At 57.3% G+C, this 21,130-nt stretch carries 24 protein-coding genes; 9 read left to right on the forward strand and 15 right to left on the reverse strand.

The genetic code is table 11. The features are described 5' to 3' along the window. Nucleotides 1–74 precede the first annotated feature (74 nt). A complete protein-coding gene (locus tag ACA056_RS05435; RefSeq protein WP_497273494.1) occupies nt 75–926 on the reverse strand; it encodes an MIP/aquaporin family protein in 852 nt (283 codons plus the stop codon). Nucleotides 927–1,297: 371 nt separating this feature from the next. On the opposite strand from ACA056_RS05435, the gene ybaK reads away from it, so the two are divergent. Both ybaK and ACA056_RS05445 read left to right on the forward strand, forming a co-directional pair. Then, nucleotides 1,298–1,768: a Cys-tRNA(Pro) deacylase gene (gene ybaK, locus ACA056_RS05440; RefSeq protein ID WP_497271064.1), complete on the forward strand. Its 471-nt coding sequence runs from the start codon at nt 1,298–1,300 to the stop codon at nt 1,766–1,768. A gap of 106 nt (nt 1,769–1,874) precedes the next feature. Next, nucleotides 1,875–2,657, forward strand: a complete 783-nt coding sequence (locus tag ACA056_RS05445) for a PhzF family phenazine biosynthesis protein (protein WP_497271066.1) — start codon at nt 1,875–1,877, stop codon at nt 2,655–2,657. Between the two features lie 53 nt (nt 2,658–2,710). On the opposite strand, the gene ACA056_RS05450 is transcribed toward ACA056_RS05445, so the two are convergent. Together ACA056_RS05450 and argF are read right to left on the reverse strand one after the other, a co-directional pair. Then, on the reverse strand, nt 2,711–3,820 hold the full coding sequence (locus tag ACA056_RS05450; RefSeq protein ID WP_497271068.1) for an ABC transporter ATP-binding protein: 1,110 nt from the start codon (nt 3,818–3,820) through the stop codon (nt 2,711–2,713). Next, nucleotides 3,817–4,737: an ornithine carbamoyltransferase gene (gene argF / locus ACA056_RS05455; protein ID WP_140677003.1), complete on the reverse strand. Its 921-nt coding sequence runs from the start codon at nt 4,735–4,737 to the stop codon at nt 3,817–3,819. The genes ACA056_RS05450 and argF overlap by 4 nt, the downstream gene beginning before the upstream one ends. 417 nt (nt 4,738–5,154) lie before the next feature. On the opposite strand from argF, the gene plzR reads away from it, so the two are divergent. The 3 genes from plzR to grxD all read left to right on the forward strand — a co-directional run bounded on the left by plzR (nt 5,155) and on the right by grxD (nt 8,124). Beyond that, on the forward strand, nt 5,155–5,445 hold the full coding sequence (plzR, locus tag ACA056_RS05460; protein WP_497271070.1) for a PlzR type 4 pili assembly inhibitor: 291 nt from the start codon (nt 5,155–5,157) through the stop codon (nt 5,443–5,445). A 134-nt stretch (nt 5,446–5,579) separates the two neighbouring features. Further along, the gene (locus ACA056_RS05465) at nt 5,580–7,685 is read left to right on the forward strand and encodes a molybdopterin oxidoreductase family protein (protein ID WP_497271072.1); all 2,106 of its coding nucleotides are present in this window, start codon (nt 5,580–5,582) and stop codon (nt 7,683–7,685) included. Nucleotides 7,686–7,782: 97 nt separating this feature from the next. After that, nucleotides 7,783–8,124, forward strand: coding sequence for a Grx4 family monothiol glutaredoxin (grxD, locus tag ACA056_RS05470; RefSeq protein WP_034149018.1), 342 nt, complete (start codon nt 7,783–7,785; stop codon nt 8,122–8,124). 132 nt (nt 8,125–8,256) lie between these two features. Here the strand turns inward: grxD and bfr are convergent, their stop codons facing one another. Beyond that, nucleotides 8,257–8,730 (reverse strand): bacterioferritin, encoded by a 474-nt coding sequence (bfr, locus tag ACA056_RS05475; protein ID WP_056742015.1) that lies wholly within the window; start codon nt 8,728–8,730, stop codon nt 8,257–8,259. A gap of 198 nt (nt 8,731–8,928) precedes the next feature. After that, nucleotides 8,929–9,147 carry a bacterioferritin-associated ferredoxin gene (locus ACA056_RS05480; protein ID WP_008155585.1) on the reverse strand — a complete coding sequence of 73 codons (219 nt, stop codon included), beginning with the start codon at nt 9,145–9,147 and terminating at the stop codon, nt 8,929–8,931. A gap of 302 nt (nt 9,148–9,449) precedes the next feature. On the opposite strand from ACA056_RS05480, the gene ACA056_RS05485 reads away from it, so the two are divergent. Then, a complete protein-coding gene (locus tag ACA056_RS05485; protein ID WP_064679479.1) occupies nt 9,450–10,052 on the forward strand; it encodes a peroxiredoxin in 603 nt (200 codons plus the stop codon). Between the two features lie 73 nt (nt 10,053–10,125). On the opposite strand, the gene rnt is transcribed toward ACA056_RS05485, so the two are convergent. Both rnt and pyrC read right to left on the reverse strand, forming a co-directional pair. Continuing rightward, a complete protein-coding gene (gene rnt, locus ACA056_RS05490) occupies nt 10,126–10,803 on the reverse strand; it encodes a ribonuclease T (protein WP_046047091.1) in 678 nt (225 codons plus the stop codon). Then, nucleotides 10,800–11,846 carry a dihydroorotase gene (gene pyrC / locus ACA056_RS05495; RefSeq protein WP_008155578.1) on the reverse strand — a complete coding sequence of 349 codons (1,047 nt, stop codon included), beginning with the start codon at nt 11,844–11,846 and terminating at the stop codon, nt 10,800–10,802. The genes rnt and pyrC overlap by 4 nt, the downstream gene beginning before the upstream one ends. A gap of 159 nt (nt 11,847–12,005) precedes the next feature. Here pyrC and ACA056_RS05500 point away from each other — a divergent pair, with 159 nt between their 5' ends. Beyond that, nucleotides 12,006–12,914 carry a flagellar protein MotY gene (locus ACA056_RS05500; protein WP_497271076.1) on the forward strand — a complete coding sequence of 303 codons (909 nt, stop codon included), beginning with the start codon at nt 12,006–12,008 and terminating at the stop codon, nt 12,912–12,914. Nucleotides 12,915–13,043: 129 nt separating this feature from the next. After that, nucleotides 13,044–14,261 carry an argininosuccinate synthase gene (locus ACA056_RS05505; RefSeq protein ID WP_007898502.1) on the forward strand — a complete coding sequence of 406 codons (1,218 nt, stop codon included), beginning with the start codon at nt 13,044–13,046 and terminating at the stop codon, nt 14,259–14,261. Nucleotides 14,262–14,439: 178 nt separating this feature from the next. Here the strand turns inward: ACA056_RS05505 and ACA056_RS05510 are convergent, their stop codons facing one another. Beyond that, entirely contained in the window at nt 14,440–15,072 is a 633-nt protein-coding gene (locus ACA056_RS05510) for a hypothetical protein (protein ID WP_497271078.1), read from the reverse strand. 580 nt (nt 15,073–15,652) lie between these two features. On the opposite strand from ACA056_RS05510, the gene ACA056_RS05515 reads away from it, so the two are divergent. After that, entirely contained in the window at nt 15,653–16,279 is a 627-nt protein-coding gene (locus ACA056_RS05515) for a response regulator transcription factor (RefSeq protein ID WP_008155570.1), read from the forward strand. Nucleotides 16,280–16,370: 91 nt separating this feature from the next. Here ACA056_RS05515 and ACA056_RS05520 read toward each other — a convergent pair whose 3' ends face one another. The 7 genes from ACA056_RS05520 to ACA056_RS05550 form a co-directional block, all read right to left on the reverse strand. After that, nucleotides 16,371–16,550, reverse strand: coding sequence for a PA3496 family putative envelope integrity protein (locus tag ACA056_RS05520; protein WP_007898493.1), 180 nt, complete (start codon nt 16,548–16,550; stop codon nt 16,371–16,373). A 106-nt stretch (nt 16,551–16,656) separates the two neighbouring features. Further along, the gene (nth, locus tag ACA056_RS05525; protein ID WP_497271081.1) at nt 16,657–17,295 is read right to left on the reverse strand and encodes an endonuclease III; all 639 of its coding nucleotides are present in this window, start codon (nt 17,293–17,295) and stop codon (nt 16,657–16,659) included. 25 nt (nt 17,296–17,320) lie between these two features. Next, nucleotides 17,321–17,908 carry an Rnf-Nqr domain containing protein gene (locus ACA056_RS05530; protein WP_497271083.1) on the reverse strand — a complete coding sequence of 196 codons (588 nt, stop codon included), beginning with the start codon at nt 17,906–17,908 and terminating at the stop codon, nt 17,321–17,323. Beyond that, on the reverse strand, nt 17,901–18,512 hold the full coding sequence (locus tag ACA056_RS05535; protein ID WP_497271085.1) for an RnfABCDGE type electron transport complex subunit G: 612 nt from the start codon (nt 18,510–18,512) through the stop codon (nt 17,901–17,903). Before ACA056_RS05535 ends, ACA056_RS05530 begins: the two co-directional genes overlap by 8 nt. Continuing rightward, nucleotides 18,509–19,501, reverse strand: a complete 993-nt coding sequence (locus ACA056_RS05540) for an RnfABCDGE type electron transport complex subunit D (RefSeq protein WP_497271087.1) — start codon at nt 19,499–19,501, stop codon at nt 18,509–18,511. The genes ACA056_RS05535 and ACA056_RS05540 overlap by 4 nt, the downstream gene beginning before the upstream one ends. After that, nucleotides 19,488–20,498 carry an electron transport complex subunit RsxB gene (rsxB, locus tag ACA056_RS05545; RefSeq protein WP_497271089.1) on the reverse strand — a complete coding sequence of 337 codons (1,011 nt, stop codon included), beginning with the start codon at nt 20,496–20,498 and terminating at the stop codon, nt 19,488–19,490. Before rsxB ends, ACA056_RS05540 begins: the two co-directional genes overlap by 14 nt. After that, nucleotides 20,495–21,064: an electron transport complex protein RnfA gene (locus ACA056_RS05550; protein ID WP_497271091.1), complete on the reverse strand. Its 570-nt coding sequence runs from the start codon at nt 21,062–21,064 to the stop codon at nt 20,495–20,497. The genes rsxB and ACA056_RS05550 overlap by 4 nt, the downstream gene beginning before the upstream one ends. Nucleotides 21,065–21,130 lie beyond the last annotated feature (66 nt).

Consider the following 21,130-nt stretch of genomic DNA (forward strand, 5'->3'; position numbering starts at 1 on the left):
TCGATTGCCTTGGACGAAAAAAGGGAGTGAGGTCCGGCGCGCGATCTTATGGGCAGGATCACACGCCAACGGTATCAAGAAGTTCTTGGTTTGCCGTCAATGGCCGGTGCTGAGTCCTTTGTAGCAGGTAGGGCGCTGGGCAGATGACGGGCAATCAGCCCGCGATACGCTGCAGCACCGAGGCAGGCACCGACAATCGGTGCAAAAATCGGAATCAGGAAATACGGAATATCACGCCCGCCGGTGAAGGAAATTTCACCCCAGCCAGCGAAGAAAGTCATCAGTTTAGGACCGAAGTCGCGCGCCGGGTTCATTGCAAAACCGGTCAGCGGCCCCATCGAACTACCAATCACGGCAATCAGCAGGCCGATCAGCAGCGGAGCGAGCGGACCCTTTGGCAAGCCATTGTTGTCGTCGGTCAGGGACATGATCACGCCCATCAGGATGGCAGTAATGATCACCTCAACCAGGAAGGCTTGTGCCGTGGACAAGACCGGGTTGGGGAAGGTGGAAAACACCGACGCCAATTCGAGGCTGGCCTGAGTACCACGAACCATATGGTGAGTTTGTTCGTAATCGAAGAATAAATTGCTGTACAGCGTGTAAACCAACAACGCTCCACAGAAGGCACCAGCGATCTGGGCGAGAATATAAAAAGGCAGTTTGCGCTTTTCGAAGTCAGCGAAAATGCTCAGGGCAATGCTGACAGCGGGATTGAGATGAGCCCCGGAAACGCCGGCGGTCAGGTAGATCGCCATACTCACGCCGACCCCCCAGATGATGCTGATTTCCCAAAGGCCGAAGCTGGCACCCGCGACCTTGAGCGCGGCAACACAGCCTGTACCAAAAAAGATCAGCAGCGCAGTACCCAAGAATTCGGCCATGCATTGGCTTGAGAGCGACGGTTGTTGTAAAGCAGTTGTCATTGAAAACCTCGTTTTTGTTGTTGTCTGGCGCTTTTGCATCATGGTCAAAAGCGCGATTTTCACCGAGACAGGATCCCCATCCTGTTCTCGGTCTACTGCTGGGTGCTGCGATAGGAACATTCGTACAGTATTCAGATTCGAAAAAATATAGACAAGAAACGCTGCTGTCAAAGGTCGAAAGTGAACCATCGGTCACAATCGAACTATTAGTCACATGAATGACCGCATCGTTCACGCGGCAGGCCGAAGGTGGACGAACGGCATAAGGCGCCGCCAAGCCTTTGAAATAGCGCCGCAATAGAGCCTTTTATTGATCAATGACCTAGAATCCAGCGCAGTATTTTTCTACTGCCGCCCAGTCTGGAGCTGCCATGACCCCCGCATTGGATTTGTTGAAAAAAGTTCGTGCCGAACATCGCGTGCACAGTTACGAACATGATCCGAAGGCAGCGTCCTACGGGCTGGAGGCCGCGGAGAAGTTGGGGCTGGATCCGGCGCAGGTGTTCAAGACCTTGCTGGCGGCCAGCGAGAAAGGTGAATTGCTGGTGGCCGTGGTGCCGGTCGTCGGAAGTCTGGACTTAAAGGGCCTGGCGCATGCTGCGGGCGTGAAAAAAGTCGAAATGGCCGATCCTGCCGCTGCGCAACGATCCACCGGTTACCTCTTGGGCGGCATCAGTCCGCTGGGACAGAAAAAGCGCTTGCGCACCTTTATCGATAATTCAGCTCAGCCCTTCGCCAGCATTTTTGTCAGTGCGGGGCGACGAGGGCTGGAAGTCGAATTGGCGCCCACGGTGCTGGCCGAACATACCCAGGCGAAGTTCGCTGATATCGGCCGTGCCTGACGCGGACTATCAGCCCGGCGCTGTATGGCGCAAATTAATCGGCTCTGTCACTGGCGCCGCGCTGTCGGCAGCTTCATGCTCGGTGGTCTGACAAAGGGAGAAGGTTATGCAGCTTGAGTTTCATCAGGTCGATGCGTTCAGTGATCGGCCGTTCAGTGGCAACCCGGCGATGGTCTATCGACTGGATGCGTGGCTTGCCGATGAGCTGATGCAGAAGATCGCCGCCGAGCACAACCTCGCCGAAACGGCCTTCGTGGTGCGCGAAGGGCAGGGCTGGCACATCCGCTGGTTTACCCCAACCACCGAGGTGCCGTTGTGCGGTCATGCGACCCTGGCCAGCGCTTACGTTCTGTTTGAAATCTACAAAGAGCCGGTCGAGCGTCTGGACTTCGTCTGCAAGTCCGGCCTGCTGAGTGTGAGTCGTGAGGGTGAGCGCTTGTGGCTGGACTTCCCGGCGCTCATTCCGTCGGAAGTGGGCGTGACCCTGGATGTCGAGCGCGCGCTGGGTGTGGAGGCGGTTGATGTGCTGGGGGCGAACGAGTTGTTCGTGGTGCTGGAATCCGAGCAGGCGGTACTCGAATGTCAGCCGGACATGGCGGCGCTGGCGAAACTGCCGTGGCCGGGGGCCATTGTCACGGCCAGGGGCAGCCAGCATGATTTTGTTTCCCGCTACTTCGCGCCGGCGATCGGCATCAACGAAGACCCGGTGACCGGTTCCACCCATTGCAGCCTGATCCCGTACTGGTCGGAACGTCTGGGCAAGTCGAGCCTGACGGCTTATCAGCGCTCGGCTCGAGGCGGGGAGTTGTTCTGTCGGCTGGAAGGGGATCGGGTGAAAATCGGCGGGAATGCGACGCTCGTTGCAAGCGGAACCCTAATGCTCGGCTAATTCAAAATCAATGTGGGAGCGAGCTTGCTCGCTTCCACATTGGTTCGTGTTTCTCAGTGGGCGTTGCTGTAGCGGCGGACGCCGGACTCTACGACCGGAATCTGCGCCGCGATGCTGCCAGTGGCCTGAAACAGCACCAGGTGTTCAGCCGCGACACGAATGCCGACCTCTGAACCCACCTGATGATCGGCATGGCTCGGGAAAATCGATTCCAGCTGCGCTCCGGTCGGTAACTGCAAGCGATACAAGGTGGACGCACCCTGGAAAGACTTGCCGACAATCCGGACCTTCAACGTGCTGTCCGGTGCATAAACGATATCGTCCGGACGCAGCAATACATCCACTGCACCGCCAACCGGCCAGGTGTAGGCACGATTACCGCGTAACTCACCCAGTTCGGTCTGCACTGATTCGGGGCTGCTCAGCTGACCGCGAATGAAATAACCCTGGCCGATGAAACTGGCCACATAGGGCGTCAGCGGTTCGTGATACAGGTTGTAGGGCGTATCCCACTGCTCCAGGCGACCTTCCTTGAAAACCCCCACATGATCACTCACCGCGAAGGCCTCTTCCTGGTCGTGGGTCACCAGAATCGCGCTGGTACCACGGGCCTTGAGGATATCGCGCACCTCATGGCTGAGCTTGCGTCGCAGCTCGCCATCAAGGTTGGAAAAGGGTTCGTCGAGCAGCAGCAATTGCGGTTCCGGCGCCAGGGCACGGGCCAGTGCGACACGCTGCTGTTGACCACCGGACAGCTCATGCGGGAAGCGCTTGCCGAGGTTTTTCAGGTTGACCAGTTCCAGCAACTCTTCGGTGACGCGATCCTTTTGCGGGTGCTTGCGGATCCCGAAGGCGATGTTCTCGGCCACGCTCAAATGCGGAAACAGTGCGTAGTCCTGGAACACCATGCCGATCCGGCGTTTCTCCGGGGCGAGGGTGAAGCCGGCGCGGGAGATCGTCTCGCCCGCCAACTGGATTTCACCTTCGTGTACCGGTTCGAAACCGGCAATGGCCCGTAGCGTTGTGGTTTTACCGCAACCCGAAGAGCCCAGCAGGCAACCGATGTCGCCGGCATTCAAATGCAGGTTGAGGTTCTGCACGACGCGCTGGTCTTGATAGCCGCAGGCGAGGTTGCGCAGGTTCAGCAGTAATGGATGGCTCATGCGTGGTGGTACGCCGGCTCGACGAGAAACTCGAGCAGGGCCTTTTGTGCGTGAAGACGGTTTTCGGCTTGATCCCACGCGACGGAGCGCTGGTCATCGAGCAGGTCGACGCTGATCTCTTCGCCACGGTGGGCCGGCAGGCAGTGCATGAACAGCACGTCCGGGGCGGCCAGGTCGAGCAGGGCACGGTTGACCTGGAACGGCGCGAACAGCTTCAGGCGTTTGGCGGTTTCCTCTTCCTGGCCCATGGAGGTCCAGACGTCGGTGCTGACCAGGTGGGCGCCGCGTACGGCATCCTTCGGATCGCGGACGATGGTGACCCGATCGCCGGCCTTGGCCACGAACTCAGGGTTGGGTTCAAAGCCTTCCGGGCACGCGATGCGCAACTGGAAGTCGAACTGGATCGCCGCTTCTATATAGCTGTTGCACATGTTGTTGCCGTCGCCGATCCAGGCCACGGTTTTGCCCTGGATCGAACCGCGGTGTTCGAGGAACGTCTGCATGTCGGCCAGCAACTGGCATGGGTGCAGGTCATCGGACAGGCCGTTGATCACCGGCACGCGGGAGTTGGCGGCGAATTCGGTCAGGGTGCTGTGGGCAAAGGTACGGATCATCACGGCGTCGAGCATGCTCGACATGACGATCGCGCAGTCGCCGATCGGCTCGCCACGGCCCAGTTGGGTGTCGCGCGGCGACAGGAAGATCGCCTGGCCACCGAGCTGGATCATGCCGGCTTCGAACGAAATACGGGTGCGGGTCGAGGACTTCTCGAAAATCATCCCGAGCACGCGGTTTTTCAGAGGCTCGAACAGTACGCCGCGGTTACGCAGGTCTTTGAGCTCAACGCCTCGACGGATCACGCTGACCAGCTCTTCGGGCGTGCAATCCATCAGGGAGAGAAAGTGCCTTGCGCTCATCATTGACTACCTTTTTGCAACAGACCGCAGATACTCAAAGCCTTGTTTAACTGAAAAACGGGCGAGACCTGCGGCGTAAGCCGCACGGGGCGACGAAATAGGGGAAGGCGCGATCTTATAATTAAATGTCGCGTCTTACCAATAGGGCTACGGTTTTTAGGGGATTTCAGAGGGGCTACGGGATGACCGCAGTAGCGCTTATGAAGCCTGTTTCCTGACAGCAGCCCGTCATTTGTACACTGGGGTCGCGGGGCTTTGCAATCAAACGGGGCGGGGAAGGCGTAGCAACGGTCGGTTTCTGACCTGTCATTCGAAACATTTGTACTCAGGATTGAGGGATGTGTCTGGTCTGAAACATTTGCTAATGCAAAGTGGCGGGTTATAACTAACGCACGAACGACGCAGGAAGCCTTCGGAATGGAATCGAAAGAACGACAGTTAATGGAATTACTCGGCCTCACGGCTCGCTCGCTGACCCACCTCACCGCGTCCATGACCTCGATGTCCTTCGAGTTGATGCGCAGTGAAGACGAAGTCACCAAGGCGGCCGGCCGGCGGATGATCGACCGCATGGCAACCATCAGCACCGGGCTCGACGAGCACTGGCGGCTGATCGGTGAGCTCACCGGTGTTCATGTCGCTCAAGAGCAGGTCGAAACCATCCAGGAGATCCAGTTGCAGGCGCCGCCGAGGCTGCCGCCGAACTGATCCCCAGCGGTCATCGGCTGGCCTGATAGCCGCCGATTCACAAGACGAACGTCGCTGGCGCAGCAGTGGATCAGGCGCCATAGTTTTGTTCCCGCGGCCGATATTGCCCGCCCAGAACAAGACAGAGACTGGCCATGACCAAGACTCTCCATCACCGTGCGTGCCACCTGTGTGAAGCCATCTGCGGCCTGACCATCGAAACCACCGAGGTCCAAGGCTCGGTGCAGATCACTTCGATCAAGGGTGACGCTCAGGATACATTCAGCCGCGGGCACATCTGCCCCAAGGCCGTCGCCCTGCAAGATATTCAGAACGATCCGGATCGTTTGCGTCAGCCGATGCTACGTGTCGGCAGTGAATGGCAACCCATCGAGTGGGAAGACGCCTTCAACCTTGTAGCCGAACGTCTGGCGGCGATTCAGGAGCGTCACGGACAGAACGCGGTGGCGGTCTATCAAGGCAACCCCAGCGTGCACAACTATGGGTTGATGACCCACAGCAATTACTTTCTCGGCCTGTTGAAAACCCGCAACCGGTTTTCCGCGACCTCAGTCGACCAGTTGCCCCATCACCTGACCAGTCATTTGATGTACGGCCACGGTTTGCTGTTGCCGATCCCGGACATCGATCACACCGATTTCATGCTGATCCTCGGCGGCAATCCGCTGGCCTCCAACGGCAGCATCATGACCGTGCCGGATGTGGAGAAGCGCTTGAAGGCCATTCAGGCCCGCGGCGGCAAAGTGGTGGTGGTCGATCCGCGCCGCAGCGAAACCGCGGCGATTGCCGACCAGCATCTGTTCGTGCGCCCCGGTGGCGATGCGGCGTTGTTGTTCGGGCTGCTCAACACCTTGTTCGCTGAAGGCCTGACCCGAGACAGTCATTTGCCGGTGGACGGTCTAAATGAGGTGCGAGAGGCGGTCGCGAATTTCACCGCCGAGGCCATGAGCCCACTATGCGCGGTGCCCGCCGAACAGATCCGCCAACTGGCGCGGGACTTTGCGGCGGCGCCGACAGCGGTCTGTTACGGTCGTATGGGTGTCTCGACCCAGGTGTTCGGCACCTTGTGTCATTGGGTTGTGCAGTTGATCAACCTGCTCACCGGTAATCTCGATCGCGTCGGAGGGGCGTTGTGCACCGAACCTGCGGTGGACCTGGTGGCGTCCACCTCGGGCGGGCATTTCAATCTGTGGCAGAGCCGGGTGTCCGGGCGTCCCGAATACGGTGGAGAACTGCCGGTGTCGGCACTGGCCGAAGAGATGCTCACTGAAGGAGAAGGGCAGGTCCGCGCGCTGATTACCGTGGCGGGCAATCCGGTGCTGTCGACGCCCAATGGCCGGCAACTGGAACAGGCTCTGGACGGTTTGGAGTTCATGGTCAGCATCGACCTGTACATCAATGAAACCACGCGTTATGCCGACCTGATTCTGCCGTCCACATCGGCCCTGGAAAACGATCACTACGACACCACATTCAACATGTTTGCGGTGCGTAACGTCAGTCGGTTCAATCGCGCGATCCTGGCCAAGCCCGAAGGCGCATTGCATGACTGGGAGATTTTCGTGGGACTGGCCAAGGCCTTTGCTGCGAAGACTGGCAAGGAACTGAAACCGACGATCCCGCCAGCGCAGATGATCGACCGTGGCTTGCGGATGGGGTTGTATGGCGATGCTTCGGAACAGAAGTTGTCGCTGGCGACCTTGTTCGATCACCCGCATGGTGTCGATCTCGGGGCGCTGAAATCCAACCTGACGCCACGCCTGAAAACCGCCAATCAGCGCGTCCAGGCTGCGCCACCAGCGATCCTTGCCGACCTGGCACGCTTTGCAGCCTTGCAAGCACCAGCGGCCGATGAGCTGCTGATGATTGGCCGCCGTCATGTGCGTAGCAACAATTCGTGGATGCACAACTATCACCGCCTGGTGAAGGGCAAGCCGCGCCATCAATTGCTGATGCACCCGGATGACCTGGCCAGCCGTGGGCTCAACGACGGGCAGCGAGTGCGGGTCAGTTCGCGGGTCGGTGTGATTGAAGTTGAAGTGCTCGGCAGTCTGGATATGATGAAAGGCGTGGTCAGCCTTCCGCACGGTTGGGGCCATGCGCGGCCGGGTGTGCAGATGACCATTGCCAGTTGTCAGCCGGGCTCCAGCGCCAATGACTTGACCGACGAGTGTCAGCTCGATGAGTTGTCGGGCAATGCGGCATTGAACGGTGTGCCAGTGACCGTGGTGGCGGCTTGATCAAGTCTGTCGGGGAGACCGAGCAGGGTGCTCGGGTTTCCGTTACAATGCGCCACCGTGCCGACCCCTGAGTCGGAAAGTTCAGCCGAGGTGCTCCATGGATATCATCGAAACGATTAAAGAGCAGATTGCTAACAACACCATTCTGCTTTACATGAAAGGCTCGCCGAATGCCCCGCAGTGCGGCTTCTCCGCGAAAGCCGCGCAGGCCGTGATGGCGTGTGGTGAAAAATTTGCTTACGTGGACATCCTGCAGAACCCGGAAATCCGCGCCAACCTGCCAAAATACGCCAACTGGCCAACCTTCCCGCAACTGTGGGTTGGCGGTGAGCTGGTCGGCGGTAGCGACATCATGACCGAGATGGCTGCAGACGGTTCGCTGCAAACCACCATCAAAGCTGCTGTCGAAGCTGCTGCTGCCAACAAGTCCGAGGCCTAAAACGATTGGCTCCTCCCGTAGGAGCTGTCGAGTGCAACGAGGCTGCGATCTTTTGATCTTCAGCAACTAAAAAGCCCCGTCTCTTTAAAGAGAGCGGGGCTTTTTAATGTCTCGAGTTTAGCGGGCGCTAACTTACTCTTCGCCCATCTGCGATTGCAGGTAGTTCTCAAGACCGACTTTATCGATCAGACCCAGTTGGGTTTCCAGCCAGTCGATATGTTCTTCTTCGGATTCAAGAATATCTTCAAGCAGTTCACGGCTACCAAAGTCGCCAACGGTTTCGCAATGAGCGATAGCCACTTTGAGATCCGCATGACCGGTGCGTTCGATACGCAGGTCGCACTCAAGCATTTCCTTGGTGTGTTCGCCGATCTGCAGCTTGCCCAGGTCCTGGACGTTCGGCAGGCCTTCAAGGAACAGAATGCGCTTGATCAGTTTGTCCGCGTGTTTCATCTCGTCGATGGATTCGTGGTATTCGTGCTTACCGAGCTTGTTCAGGCCCCAATCTTCGTACATGCGTGCATGCAGGAAGTATTGATTGATCGCGACCAGCTCATTGGCAAGGATCTTGTTGAGATGCTGGATGACTGTAACGTCGCCTTTCATGATGGGGTCCTGCCCTAAGTAGCTGTCTATAAGGCAGAGTTTGAGCCGCGTAATTAAGGGTGTCAAACCTAAGTTATTGAAACTTAAGTGAAAATTAATCGGAATAAGAATGTTTGTGTTCCGCGTCTAGAGCGTAAGCGATTGATTTTCAGACATAAAAAAACCGGACATCAAGTCCGGTTCTTTGAAATACGTTATTTACGCGGCAGTAAATTCTACAGGGTAGGGAATCGCGGCCTGGGCCGATTGCAATTTGGTCAGGGTTTCGCGGACCACTTCCTTGGCAAGGCAGGCACATTTGCCGCATTGGCTGGCTACGCCGGTGGCCTGACGGACTTCCTTATAGCTGCAGCAACCTTCATAGATCGCTTCGCGGATTTGACCGTCGGTGACGCCAGTGCAGAGGCAAACATACATAAGTGAAAACCGTCGCTGGTTGTGACTCAATTGCGATGGATCTTAATGTTAACGAGAATGATTGTCAAAGTGGTTTCTGAAAGCTTTGATCAGGGCTGACGAACGGTTTCCTCTCCGCATCGATCACGAGGAAAACCCGTCGACTGCATTTCCCCTGACAAAAAAACCGTTAAGGACAGGGCAAAAACGCAGTGTATGATGGCCGGTCCTTATGAAGCGGGTTCGTGTCACAGGGCTGTCGCCTGAAGGTGGCAGGCTGGCGCAAACCCGGAACTTCACGTTTTTACACCAGGAGATATCCAATGAGCGTACTCGTAGGCAAACAAGCCCCAGACTTCACCGTACCGGCCGTACTCGGCAATGGCGAAATCGTAGACAGCTTCACCCTGTCGTCGGCCATCAAAGGCAAATACGGCCTGGTGTTCTTCTACCCACTGGACTTCACCTTCGTTTGCCCGTCCGAGCTGATCGCTCTGGACAACCGCATGTCTGACTTCAAGGCACGCAACGTTGAAGTGATCGCCGTTTCGATCGACTCGCACTTCACCCACAACGCCTGGCGCAACACCCCGGTCAACAATGGTGGTATCGGCGAAGTTCGTTACACCATGGCTGCCGACCTGAAGCACGAAATCGCCAAGGCCTACGACGTTGAGTCCGAAGGTGGCGTGGCTTTCCGTGGCGCGTTCCTGATCGACGACAAGGGCGTTGTTCGTTCGCAGATCATCAACGACCTGCCGCTGGGCCGTAACATTGAAGAGCTGATCCGTCTGGTCGACGCTCTGCAATTCCACGAAGAGCACGGCGAAGTTTGCCCTGCCAACTGGAAAAAAGGCGACAAAGGCATGACCGCTTCGACCGAAGGCGTCGCGGCTTACCTGACCGAGAACGCTGCTGCGCTGTAAGGCACGTTTGAGGCATAAAAAAACCGGCCGTTGAGGCCGGTTTTTTTATGGGCGGGGTAAACCTGACGACGGCTCAGTCGTTGTAGTCTTCCCAGCCGCCCATTTGTTTCCAGCGATTGACGATGCCGCAGAACAGCTCGGCCGTCTTCTCGGTGTCGTAGCGAGCCGAGTGGGCCTCACGACCGTCGAAGTCGATGTCGGCTGCCGAACAGGCCTTGGCCAGTACGGTTTGGCCGTAAGCCAGACCGGCCAGGGTCGCGGTATCGAAGCTCGAGAACGGATGAAACGGGTTACGCTTCATGTCCAGGCGTGCGACAGCGGCGTTGAGGAAACCCAGATCGAAGCTGCTGTTGTGCCCGACCAGAATCGCCCGTTTGCAGCCATTGGCTTTCAGTGCCTTGCGGATGCCGCGGAAGATGTCGGTCAGCGCTGCTTCTTCACTCACTGCCATGCGCAGCGGGTGATCGAGTTTGATCCCGGTAAATTCCAGAGCGGCCGCTTCGATGTTCGCGCCTTCAAAAGGCTCTACGCGAAAGAAGTAGGTGTGGTCGGGGTACACAAACCCTTTTTCGTCCATGCCAATGGTGGTGGCGGCAATTTCCAGCAAGGCGTCAGTGGCAGAGTTGAAACCACCGGTTTCAACGTCGACAACGACTGGCAGGTATCCACGGAAGCGCTCAGCCATCGGGTGGCGCGAACCACCTCCGCCGCCTTGACCGTCCTGTTCGTCGTCGAAATGGTCTTCACTCACGCGTGTTCCTCCAGCAGGCGCCAGCGCAGTTTTTCACCGGCGCGCAGCGGGATTACGGTCAGCTCGCCAAATGGCAGGCTGGTTGGGGCGGTCCACTCTTCGCGGACCAGGGTGATGCGATCGGTGTTCACTGGCAGGCCGTAGAAACGCGGGCCGTTCAGGCTGGCGAAGGCTTCGAGTTTGTCCAGCGCGTTGCGCTGTTCGAAGGCTTCGGCATACATCTCGATCGCTGCATAAGCGGTGTAGCAACCGGCACAGCCGCAAGCGGCTTCTTTGGCGTGCTGGGCATGAGGCGCCGAGTCGGTGCCGAGGAAGAACTTGTCGCTGCCGCTGGTGGCGGCATCGAGCAGGGCTTCCTGATGGGTGTTGCGCTTCAGGATCGGCAGGCAATAGAAGTGCGGCCGAATCCCGCCCACCAGCATGTGGTTGCGGTTGTACAGCAGGTGATGCGCGGTGATGGTCGCGCCAACATTGGCCGAAGCCTCGTTGACGAACTGCACGGCGTCGGCGGTAGTGATGTGCTCGAACACCACTTTGAGGCTCGGGAAGCGCTCGACCACACGACGCATGTGCTCATCGATGAAGATTTTTTCGCGATCGAACACGTCGACATCGCCACGGGTGACTTCACCGTGAACCAGCAAGGGCATCCCGACTTCGGCCATTGCCTCAAGTGCAGGGAAAATCTTATCGATGCTGGTGACACCAGAGTCCGAGTTGGTGGTCGCGCCGGCCGGGTACAGCTTGGCGGCGTGAATGAAGCCGCTGGCCTTGGCCTCGCGAATTTCTTCGGGCTGGGTGCGGTCGGTCAGGTACAGCACCATCAACGGTTCGAAGCGGCTGCCAGCCGGGCGTGCAGCGAGAATCCGCTGGCGATAGCCGTCGGCTTCAGCGGTGTTACGCACCGGAGGTACCAGGTTGGGCATGATGATGGCGCGACCAAAGGTGCGCGCGACATCCGCGACTGTATTGGGCAACACAGCACCATCGCGAAGATGAATATGCCAGTCGTCGGGACGCAGCAGGGTCAGGCGGTCGGACATGAGGGGATTCCAGGCGGGTCAAACTGAGGGGAATGCTACCGGAAAAGACTCTTCCAGGCACTCGCTATCAAGTTTTGCAGGAAGCTTCCGATATCCAACAGGTATGCCGTAAACATCTGTGTGTCGGTCTTTTTGTTGTAGAAGCCAGTGGAGCCTCCCGTGCGCCAGCGTTATTTAGCCTTGCTCAGCGTGTTTGCCAGCCTTCCTGCGATGGCGCTCACTTTCCAGACCCGTCTGGAGAGCATCGAGTGGACGGTCGAAGGTGACAAGTTCGAATGTCGCCTGACTCAGCCGATCACCGATTTTGGTTCGGGCGAATTCGTGCGACGCGCTGGCGAGCAAGCGACGTTTCGTCTGAAGGCCTATAACTCGATGATCGGCGGCGGATCGGCCACCTTGCTGGCGGCCGCTGCACCCTGGCAGCCGGGGCGTGGCGACATCAACCTCGGTTCTGTGCGAATCGGCAGCGGCAATGTGTTGTTCAACAGTTCGCAAGTTCAGGCTGGCCGCTTGATCAGTGGCCTGATGGATGGCCGCAGTCCGGTCGTTCGACAATACTCGGGCGATGGCCGGGTATCGGAAGTGCGTCTGTTGCCAGTCAAGTTCAGCAAGGCATTTAACGACTATCAGGGCTGCGTGGCGAAGCTGCTGCCGAAGAATTTCGAGCAGGTTAAGCAATCGCAGATCGGCTTCCCTGGCGAAGGCATCGATCTCGACGCGCAGGCCAAGGCGCAATTACAAGTGATGCTGGAGTTCATGAAGGCCGACCCGACGGTCAACCACATTGAACTCGATGGCCATTCTGACAACGGCGGCAACCGCCTGACGAACCGTGATCTGTCGCGGCGTCGGGCCCTGGCAGTCATGGAGTTCTTCAAGGCCAATGGCGTTCAGGAATCGCAGATTACTGTGCGCTTTCACGGCGAGCGTTATCCGTTGGCGCCCAATACCAATTCCGCCAACCGGGCGAAGAATCGTCGGGTCAATGTGCACCTCGCGCGTGTTGCGCCCACCGAAAAGCCGGCCCCTCAGGCCACTGCATCGGCGAGCGCCGCATCGACCTCCTGAACCCGCTGTAATCGTCGCTCACTCGACATAATCTGTCGCTTCGTCGTCATAAGCTGTCGCGCCTCTGTAAATTATCCTGCATGACCGGTAGACTTGACGGCTTTCCGTAGAACCCCGTGGAGTGATGGCATGGCGGACGTAAACAAGGTCGTTCTGGCGTATTCCGGCGGCCTGGACACTTCGGTGATCCTCAAGTGGCTGCAGGATACTTATAACTGTGAAGTCGTGACCTTCACCGCTGACCTGGGTCAGGGCGAAGAGGTCGAACCTGCACGCGCCAAGGCACAGGCCATGGGCGTGAAAGAGATCTACATCGACGACTTGCGCGAAGAGTTCGTGCGCGATTTCGTTTTCCCGATGTTCCGCGCCAACACCGTTTACGAAGGCGAGTACCTGCTGGGTACTTCCATCGCTCGTCCGTTGATCGCCAAACGCCTGATCGAAATCGCCAACGAAACCGGCGCTGACGCCATTTCCCACGGTGCCACCGGCAAGGGCAACGACCAGGTTCGTTTCGAACTGGGCGCCTACGCCTTGAAGCCAGGCGTAAAAGTGATTGCTCCGTGGCGCGAATGGGACCTGCTCTCCCGTGAAAAGCTGATGGATTATGCTGAAAAGCACAACATCCCGATCGAGCGTCACGGCAAGAAGAAATCCCCGTACTCGATGGATGCCAACCTGCTGCACATCTCCTATGAAGGCGGCGTGCTGGAAGACACCTGGACCGAGCACGAAGAAGACATGTGGAAATGGACCGTCTCCCCGGAGAAGGCTCCAGATAAAGCGCAATACCTGGAACTGACCTACCGCAACGGCGACATCGTTGCACTGGACGGCGTCGAAATGACCCCGGCTACCGTGCTGGCGACCCTGAACCGTATCGGTGGCGAACACGGTATCGGCCGTCTCGACATCGTCGAGAACCGTTACGTGGGCATGAAGTCCCGTGGCTGCTACGAAACCCCAGGCGGCACCATCATGCTGCGCGCCCACCGTGCGATCGAATCGATCACCCTGGACCGCGAAGTAGCTCACCTCAAAGACGAGCTGATGCCTAAATACGCCAGCCTGATCTACACCGGTTACTGGTGGAGCCCTGAGCGTCTGATGCTGCAACAGATGATCGACGCGTCCCAGGCCCACGTGAACGGCGTTGTGCGCCTGAAGCTGTACAAGGGCAACGTGATCGTCACCGGTCGCAAGTCCGACGAATCGTTGTTCGATGCCAACATCGCGACCTTCGAAGAAGATGGCGGCGCCTACAACCAGGCCGACGCGGCGGGCTTCATCAAGCTCAACGCGTTGCGCATGCGTATTGCGGCGAACAAAGGCCGGAAGCTTTTCTGAGATTTTTGAAGCCGTAGTGGAACGACCGTAGTGGAACGAGAGTTGTGGCCTTGTCGGTGACAAGGCCACAATTTTCAGAATAGGGGGGAGTTTTCCTGCCGGACATCGTGTTATCAGCGCTCTTTTTGTATCTGTAATACCTTCCTTCTGTTTCCTCTCTCTGAATGCTCTTCAAGCGTTACCTGCTGTGTGTCAGGTAAAAAGAGTGATCAAGAATCGTCAGACCGTGTGAATTCAAATTGTAAGCAATGCAAAGCGTTGGGCCGCTGCGTTTCTTTGCCTGTTTTGATTGCTTGCTTGCGCTTTCCTTCAGTAATGCCTCCGAATCGGTACAGGTGAGAAATACGATCACTTGTGCAGGGCTTCCCTGTGGGTGCCGGTTTTTTTCAATCCAGGCACCGAATTCCATTTTCTTGTTTAGCCACCGCGCATCGACGATGTGCAGGTTTTTTAGCGGCTCGGCCAGGCAAACGTGCTGTAGAGCCGAGAGGCCCGTCTGAATACCGATCCGGACGGGAGGGTCCTTCAGGTTATCGGGCCGCTGACCGCGTTCAGCGTTGTCCATCACTTTTATAAAATGCTTTCCCTTGCCGAAATCGGATGGCGCGTACAGCGACCGGTAGTTGAAGTTGAGTGTGGCAAAGAAAAGGAAAAGCAAATAAAAAGGGAAACTGATCAGGAACCAGACATAGAGCTCCCGCTCCTTATTGTCGAGAAAGGGCAGTGAGACGGCGGCTGATGTTTCAGAAATAGCGGCAAATATTGCAATAACTGTCATGGGGTTGATGATTTTTTTCTTTGATTTGGTCATGTTTTTTGCTCATTGGAATATTGTCTTTTCTCGGTTGATTGGTTTTTTTGGTTTTAATTTTAATAACGAAGTGGTCGGTGTTTATATTGGTGCAGCACTCCTTTTAAGTCTTGGATTTCGAAGGTTTGATAGTAACGGTATTGAACGTGCGGCGGGTACCTCTGTTGTTGGGTTTTAGGCGGTGTTGGGTTGAGTTTGTTGTTGAAGTGTTGCCTGGTGTGATTTTTTGTTACATTCTTGAAATTCGGTGTTTGTGGTATGGGGTTTAAAGTGGTAAATATCAGTTACTTTTAAGGGTAGCTCAATAGTCGGTATTCGTTGGATCGTCTTGCGACGAACCCTGTTATTTGGTTTTCTGGTTGTAAACAGAAACAAAAAAACTGCGAATAATCGAAATGTTTTCAGGTTGATAAAATTTTTAACCCCACGGTATTTTTGGGGATTTTGTAAGACTATTCTTTAATGTTTGTAGGGAATGTCTCTCGGTGTGGGTGGCCGAGGGGGGCGGCATGCCATGGGTGAAACGACTAGGCTATCGTGCGGGCTCTAAAAATTCGAACAGCGAAAATTGGACTTGCCCATGAATAAAGTGCTGATCGTGGATGATCACCCCGTCATTCGTCTTGCGGTACGTATGCTAATGGAGCGTCACGGCTACGAAGTTATTGCAGAGACAGATAATGGCGTGGATGCGTTGCAACTTGCCCGTGAGCATATGCCGGATATTGTTATCCTGGATATTGGAATACCAAAACTTGATGGGCTGGAAGTCATTGCGCGTCTGACATCGACAGCAATGCCCATGAAAGTACTGATACTAACTTCCCAGGCGCCCGGGCATTTCTCTATGCGTTGCATGCAATCGGGTGCTGCAGGGTATGTCTGCAAACAACAGGATCTCACTGAGTTGCTCAGTGCAATAAAGGCAGTATTGTCAGGCTACAGTTACTTTCCGAATCAAGCCTTGCATACCGTACGTTCCAGTTTGGGGAACGCCAGTGAAGCCGATATGGTGGATCGACTGTCGGGACGGGAAATGATGGTCTTGCAACAATTGGCCCGAGGAAAGACCAACAAGGAGATCGCCGACGGAATGTTCCTCAGCAATAAAACTGTCAGTACTTACAAGACTCGTCTGTTGTTGAAACTCAATGCCCGCTCCCTGGTCGACCTGATCGAATTGGCTCAACGCAATGGTCTGGTGTGACTGCCCAAGCGTTTGACGAGGCGCGATGAGCGGGGGGGGATCAGGGGTCGGCACTTAGTAAAAAGCCTCCGTTTCGGGAGGCTTTTAGGTGTCATAGGTCAAAATCGTAATCGGCCAATTGCTTTTGCAGTCGGCGCTCCTCCAGCAGATTGTCGATGGTACGGCGTTTGCTCAGGTTGGTCTTCGCCACTTCAACCACCGGTTCAGCATCATCAGCCTCAACAGGGGTGAAGTCGTCTTCTACATCCAATTGCTCTTTGCCAGTGCTCATAGTGTTACTCCAGGCTAAGGCTGCCTTTGGCGCTCCTTATATCGATAATCTCCCGGCGGGTAAAAAAGATTTTTTCAATCGATAAATCAAAAAACCTAATAGCGCCTCAATCGTCCGAAGTCTTTTGCTTGTATTCGCACAAGTCTTCGATCCGGCAACTGCCGCAGCGAGGCTTACGGGCCAGGCAAACGTAGCGTCCGTGGAGGATCAGCCAGTGATGGGAATCCAGCAGATATTCCTTCGGCACGAACTTCATCAGTTTTTGCTCAACCTCGACCACATTTTTGCCTGGAGCAATGCCGGTACGGTTGCTGACCCGAAAAATATGCGTATCCACGGCCATGGTCAGCTGACGGAATGCGGTATTGAGCACTACGTTGGCGGTCTTGCGGCCGACGCCGGGTAACGCTTCCAGTTCTTCACGGGTTTGCGGCACTTCACCTCCATGACGTTCCATCAGTAAGCGACAGGTCTCGATCACGTTTTTCGCTTTGCTGTTGAACAGGCCGATGGTCTTGATGTATTCCGACAAACCTTCGACACCCAAGGCATAAATCGCCACCGGTGTATTGGCCACCGGGTAGAGCTTGGCGGTGGCCTTGTTGACGCCGACATCGGTCGACTGCGCCGAGAGAATCACGGATATCAGCAATTCGAACGGGGAGGAATAGGCCAGTTCGGTCTTCGGTTCCGGGTTGTCTTCGTGAAATCGGCGGAAAATTTCCAGTCTTTTTGCGGCATTCATGGGCAGTGCGTTTCCTCGAAGGCGGTCAGTGTTGGGGCGTCGAGCGGGTCCAGGCCTGATGTGCGGCGATCAGCAGTCCCAGCAGTATGAATCCGCCAGGGGCCAGGGTGGCCAGGTGCAAGCCACCGTCGGCGGTCAGTAACCAGCCTTGCCAGTCGGCTTGCGCAGTGCCAGTCAGCCATGGCAGATGGCTGCCAAATGTTCCGTTGCCGATGAATTCGCGCAGCACGCCTAGGCCCGCCATCAACGCGCCGAACAGGCCACACAGGCGCAGGCGATCACGCCAGGCGCTCTGGAAAAAACCGGTGTGTTCCAGCACAACGCATTGCAAGGCAATCAATCCTGCATAGAACCCTAGATGTTGGTGCCATTGCAGCGACCAGACTTGCGCGGCGAGTTCCGCGCAGCTGGTCAGTGTGGCCGCCAGCAGGACACTGGCAAGCAAGCGTGTCGCAGGGACAAGTCGGGACCGCAAGGCGCCCATGCTCATTCCAAAGGCACTGATCACCACGATGAACATCAGCCACAAGCCCAGAGCGGACACCAATGAATCCGTGGCACCGATCAGTGGTGCAAGCATCAGTGAATTCTGCAGCGTCGATGACTTATTCATGAGCGCTGCTCCCGATCAACTGTTGCTGATGTTCGTCGAAATAGCGCAACGCGTCATGGATGGCGTTGATGACCGCTCTCGAAGTAATGGTTGCCCCCGCCATTTGATCGAATTGCCCCTGATCCTTTTTCAAGGCCCAGCCATTGTCGGCAGGTTCGGTTCGGGACTTTCCGGAAAAAGCTTGAAGCCAGGCATTGGGCCAGTCGGCGAGTCGACCGCCCAGCCCCGGAGTTTCCGATTGCTTGAGCGTTTTTACGCCCAGCACCTTGCCGTTTGCGCCGATGGCGATCAGCAATTCGATGGAACCCTCGTAACCCAGGGTTTGGCTGCGCAGCAACACGGCGCTAGTCTGGCCGGACTTGGTTGCCAGGTAGCCACCTAGCAGCGTGCTGTTGGCCAACCCAGTGTTTTCCAGGATGAGCGGCTGTTCCAGCGGCTGATTGTCGTAGCTTTCAGCAGGGAGTAGGTCCAGCAGGTTACGACTGTCGATCAGGCGCTGTTCGGCCGCAATGCGCGGCGCGCTGGTGTGCTGCACGAGGTAAGTCGCACCAATCCCCAGGGCTGCCAACAACACCAGGATCACAACGCTCGACGCTTGGCTCATGGCGCACCCCGTTCCAGTCTGGAGGCGGCAAACCGCTCCAGCGCCGGCACACAGAGGTTCATCAACAGCACGGCAAAGGCTACGCCGTCCGGATAACCACCCCAGGTACGAATCAGGTACGTCAGCAGCCCGACGCCCGCGCCGAACAGCAGTCGCGCGCCGGGGCTTTTTGCGCCGGACACCGGTTCCGTGACGATGAAGAATGCACCCAGCATGCTCGCGCCAGTGAGCAGATGAAACAGCGGCGAACCATGGGAGTCGGAGCCCGAGCCGTTCCAGCACAGCAGGCTGATGATGAACAGGCTGGCGAGCATGCCGACCGGCGCATGCCAGCTAAACACCCGTCTTTGCAGCAGAAACGCGCCGCCCGCCAGAAAGGCCAGGTTGACCCATTCCATGCCTCGGCCACCGAAATGACCGAACGCTGGGTTAGCGGTAAACAGTTCATCCATGGTTAGGCTTTTGTTAATCCGCAGGCTGTCCAGCGCCGTGGCCTGGACCCAGGCATCTGGCGTCTGGCTGAGACTGAAGCCGAACACCTGCTGCAAACCGCCGATCAGATCCAGCCCATGGGATGACGGCCAGTGGGTCATCTGTTGGGGAAAGGTCACCAGCACCAGGGCGAAGCCCAGCATTGCCGGGTTGAACGGGTTCTTGCTAACGCCGCCATACAGGTGTTTGCCGAACACGATCGCGGACGCCGCGGCACAGACCGTCAGCCACCACGGGCAATAAGGCGGCAAGGCCAGCGCCAACAGCGTCGCGCTGACCAGCGCACTGCCGTCGCTCAAGGTCGGCTTGAGCGCAAGCTTGCGCAAGCGCAACACGGTCGCTTCAACGGCCAGTGCGGTAACACCCGTCAGAATCAGGTTGATCAACACGCCCCAGCCATACAGCCAGAAAAACACCAGCATTCCCGGCACGGTGGCCAGCAATACCAGCTTCATGGCCTGCTGAAGGCGCTCGTCGACCGATTCAAGGGGCGGCATAGGCATCCACCTGACGCTCGGCTTCATTCACCGCGAGTTCCAGGGCTTGGATCTGCTCAGTCGGCGCTTCGCTGGTTTGGGCTTTCTTGAGTTCGGCGCGGCGCATGGCCAACTGGATCTTTGCCCGATTCAGCTGCGCATTTTTCGCCGGAGCGACGGGCGTCGGGGCGGGCGGTGCAGTGCTTTCCAGTTTCGCCAAAGCCTGTTCGGCAACCTCGAACTGCTGTTGCAAGACGATCAGTTGCGACTGCTGTTCGAAGGTCGGCGGATGCCCGAACGCCTTGAGTGACTTGTTCAGTTGCGCCCGACTCATCGCCAGATCGATCTTGGCCTTTTTCAGCGCGGCATCCGCGTTCGCTGCCTTCTGTGCGCGGACTCGCTCAAGAGCGGCCTGAACCGGATCGAGCGTCGCTACCTCACTGTGCTGGACGGCGCGCTGGGCTCGGGCCTGACGTTCGGCGATTTTCTGTACTTCTTCGCGATGCAGGCGAGCGTTGCGCTGTTCAAATCGGCGTCGCGCGTGATTGCGCTTGGCCGTCCGGGCACGTTGTTCTTCAAGGCTGAACGCCAGGCCGCCGACAATCGGCAGCACCGTGGCCAGCGGCAATGGCCGCATTTCGATGCAATCCACCGGGCAGGGCGCTACGCACAGGTCGCAACCGGTGCATTCATCGACGATCACCGTGTGCATCAATTTCGCCGCGCCGACAATGGCATCCACCGGGCAGGCCTGGATGCACTTGGTGCAACCAATACACTCCGCTTCACGAATATAGGCGATCTGCGCCGGGGCAGTACCGCGACTGACGTCCAGTTCCAGCACCGGCACTTTCAACAGCTCGGCCAGGGCGGCGATGGTCTCGCTGCCGCCCGGCGGACATTTGTTGATCGGTTCGCCGCTGGCAATGCCTTCGGCGTACGGTTTGCATCCGGGGTGGCCGCACTTGCCGCATTGGGTCTGCGGCAACAGGGCGTCGATGCGTTGAATCAGACTCATGTTTTGATCAGTCCGCTGAATCCGAGAAAGGCCACTGCAATCAGTCCAGCGCCGATCAGGTCGATGGGCAGGCCGCGAAAGGGCAGGGGGATATCATTTTCGAGTGTGCGTTGGCGCAAGTCGCTGAACAGGCTCAGTACCAGCCAGAAACCCAGCCCGGCACCCAGGCTCAGGGCCAGGGCGTGGAAGAAGCCTTTGTCGTCCTGAGCGTTGAGCAGCGTCAGGCCGAGTACGCCAGCATTGCCCAACAGCAGGGGCCAGAGGCCAATGAACGCAAGCTTTGGAAGTGACCGGGAAAGCAATTTCAGCAGCGGGCCAATCAGCAGAACGCTTAATGGCAGGAACACGAAAAGGCGTAGCGACGTCAGCTCCAGCGGAATCAGCAACCAACGGTAGGCCGAATAGCCCAGCGTGCCGACGATCAGCATCAAACACGTCGTCGCAAGGCCCAACGCGTGGACTTGCCGATGCTCGTTGCCCAGCAGTGGATCGACGCCCAGCGGCCAGTGCAACACGAGGTTGTTGATCAGGGCAGTGCTGATAAGCGTAAGAACAATTTCGGTCATGATCGTGCCGGAAAGAGCAGGCCTGTGTAACAAGGTTAGGCATTATCCGGCAAGGACGGAGGGTGG

The organism is Pseudomonas sp. LBUM1666, assembly GCF_059695775.1.

Excerpts from the sequence above, each read along its gene's own strand:
- rsxB (WP_497271089.1), bottom strand. The coding sequence starts at position 20,498 with ATGAGTCTGATTCAACGCATCGACGCCCTGTTGCCGCAGACCCAATGC.
- ACA056_RS05515 (WP_008155570.1), top strand. The coding sequence starts at position 15,653 with ATGAATAAAGTGCTGATCGTGGATGATCACCCCGTCATTCGTCTTGCG.
- ACA056_RS05445 (WP_497271066.1), top strand. The coding sequence starts at position 1,875 with ATGCAGCTTGAGTTTCATCAGGTCGATGCGTTCAGTGATCGGCCGTTC.
- ACA056_RS05530 (WP_497271083.1), bottom strand. The coding sequence starts at position 17,908 with ATGAATAAGTCATCGACGCTGCAGAATTCACTGATGCTTGCACCACTG.
- ACA056_RS05450 (WP_497271068.1), bottom strand. The coding sequence starts at position 3,820 with ATGAGCCATCCATTACTGCTGAACCTGCGCAACCTCGCCTGCGGCTAT.
- ACA056_RS05520 (WP_007898493.1), bottom strand. The coding sequence starts at position 16,550 with ATGAGCACTGGCAAAGAGCAATTGGATGTAGAAGACGACTTCACCCCT.
- nth (WP_497271081.1), bottom strand. The coding sequence starts at position 17,295 with ATGAATGCCGCAAAAAGACTGGAAATTTTCCGCCGATTTCACGAAGAC.
- grxD (WP_034149018.1), top strand. The coding sequence starts at position 7,783 with ATGGATATCATCGAAACGATTAAAGAGCAGATTGCTAACAACACCATT.
- ybaK (WP_497271064.1), top strand. The coding sequence starts at position 1,298 with ATGACCCCCGCATTGGATTTGTTGAAAAAAGTTCGTGCCGAACATCGC.
- argF (WP_140677003.1), bottom strand. The coding sequence starts at position 4,737 with ATGAGCGCAAGGCACTTTCTCTCCCTGATGGATTGCACGCCCGAAGAG.
- plzR (WP_497271070.1), top strand. The coding sequence starts at position 5,155 with ATGGAATCGAAAGAACGACAGTTAATGGAATTACTCGGCCTCACGGCT.
- bfr (WP_056742015.1), bottom strand. The coding sequence starts at position 8,730 with ATGAAAGGCGACGTTACAGTCATCCAGCATCTCAACAAGATCCTTGCC.
- ACA056_RS05535 (WP_497271085.1), bottom strand. The coding sequence starts at position 18,512 with ATGAGCCAAGCGTCGAGCGTTGTGATCCTGGTGTTGTTGGCAGCCCTG.
- ACA056_RS05510 (WP_497271078.1), bottom strand. The coding sequence starts at position 15,072 with ATGACCAAATCAAAGAAAAAAATCATCAACCCCATGACAGTTATTGCA.
- ACA056_RS05505 (WP_007898502.1), top strand. The coding sequence starts at position 13,044 with ATGGCGGACGTAAACAAGGTCGTTCTGGCGTATTCCGGCGGCCTGGAC.
- ACA056_RS05435 (WP_497273494.1), bottom strand. The coding sequence starts at position 926 with ATGACAACTGCTTTACAACAACCGTCGCTCTCAAGCCAATGCATGGCC.
- ACA056_RS05485 (WP_064679479.1), top strand. The coding sequence starts at position 9,450 with ATGAGCGTACTCGTAGGCAAACAAGCCCCAGACTTCACCGTACCGGCC.
- pyrC (WP_008155578.1), bottom strand. The coding sequence starts at position 11,846 with ATGTCCGACCGCCTGACCCTGCTGCGTCCCGACGACTGGCATATTCAT.
- ACA056_RS05480 (WP_008155585.1), bottom strand. The coding sequence starts at position 9,147 with ATGTATGTTTGCCTCTGCACTGGCGTCACCGACGGTCAAATCCGCGAA.
- ACA056_RS05465 (WP_497271072.1), top strand. The coding sequence starts at position 5,580 with ATGACCAAGACTCTCCATCACCGTGCGTGCCACCTGTGTGAAGCCATC.
- ACA056_RS05540 (WP_497271087.1), bottom strand. The coding sequence starts at position 19,501 with ATGCCGCCCCTTGAATCGGTCGACGAGCGCCTTCAGCAGGCCATGAAG.
- ACA056_RS05550 (WP_497271091.1), bottom strand. The coding sequence starts at position 21,064 with ATGACCGAAATTGTTCTTACGCTTATCAGCACTGCCCTGATCAACAAC.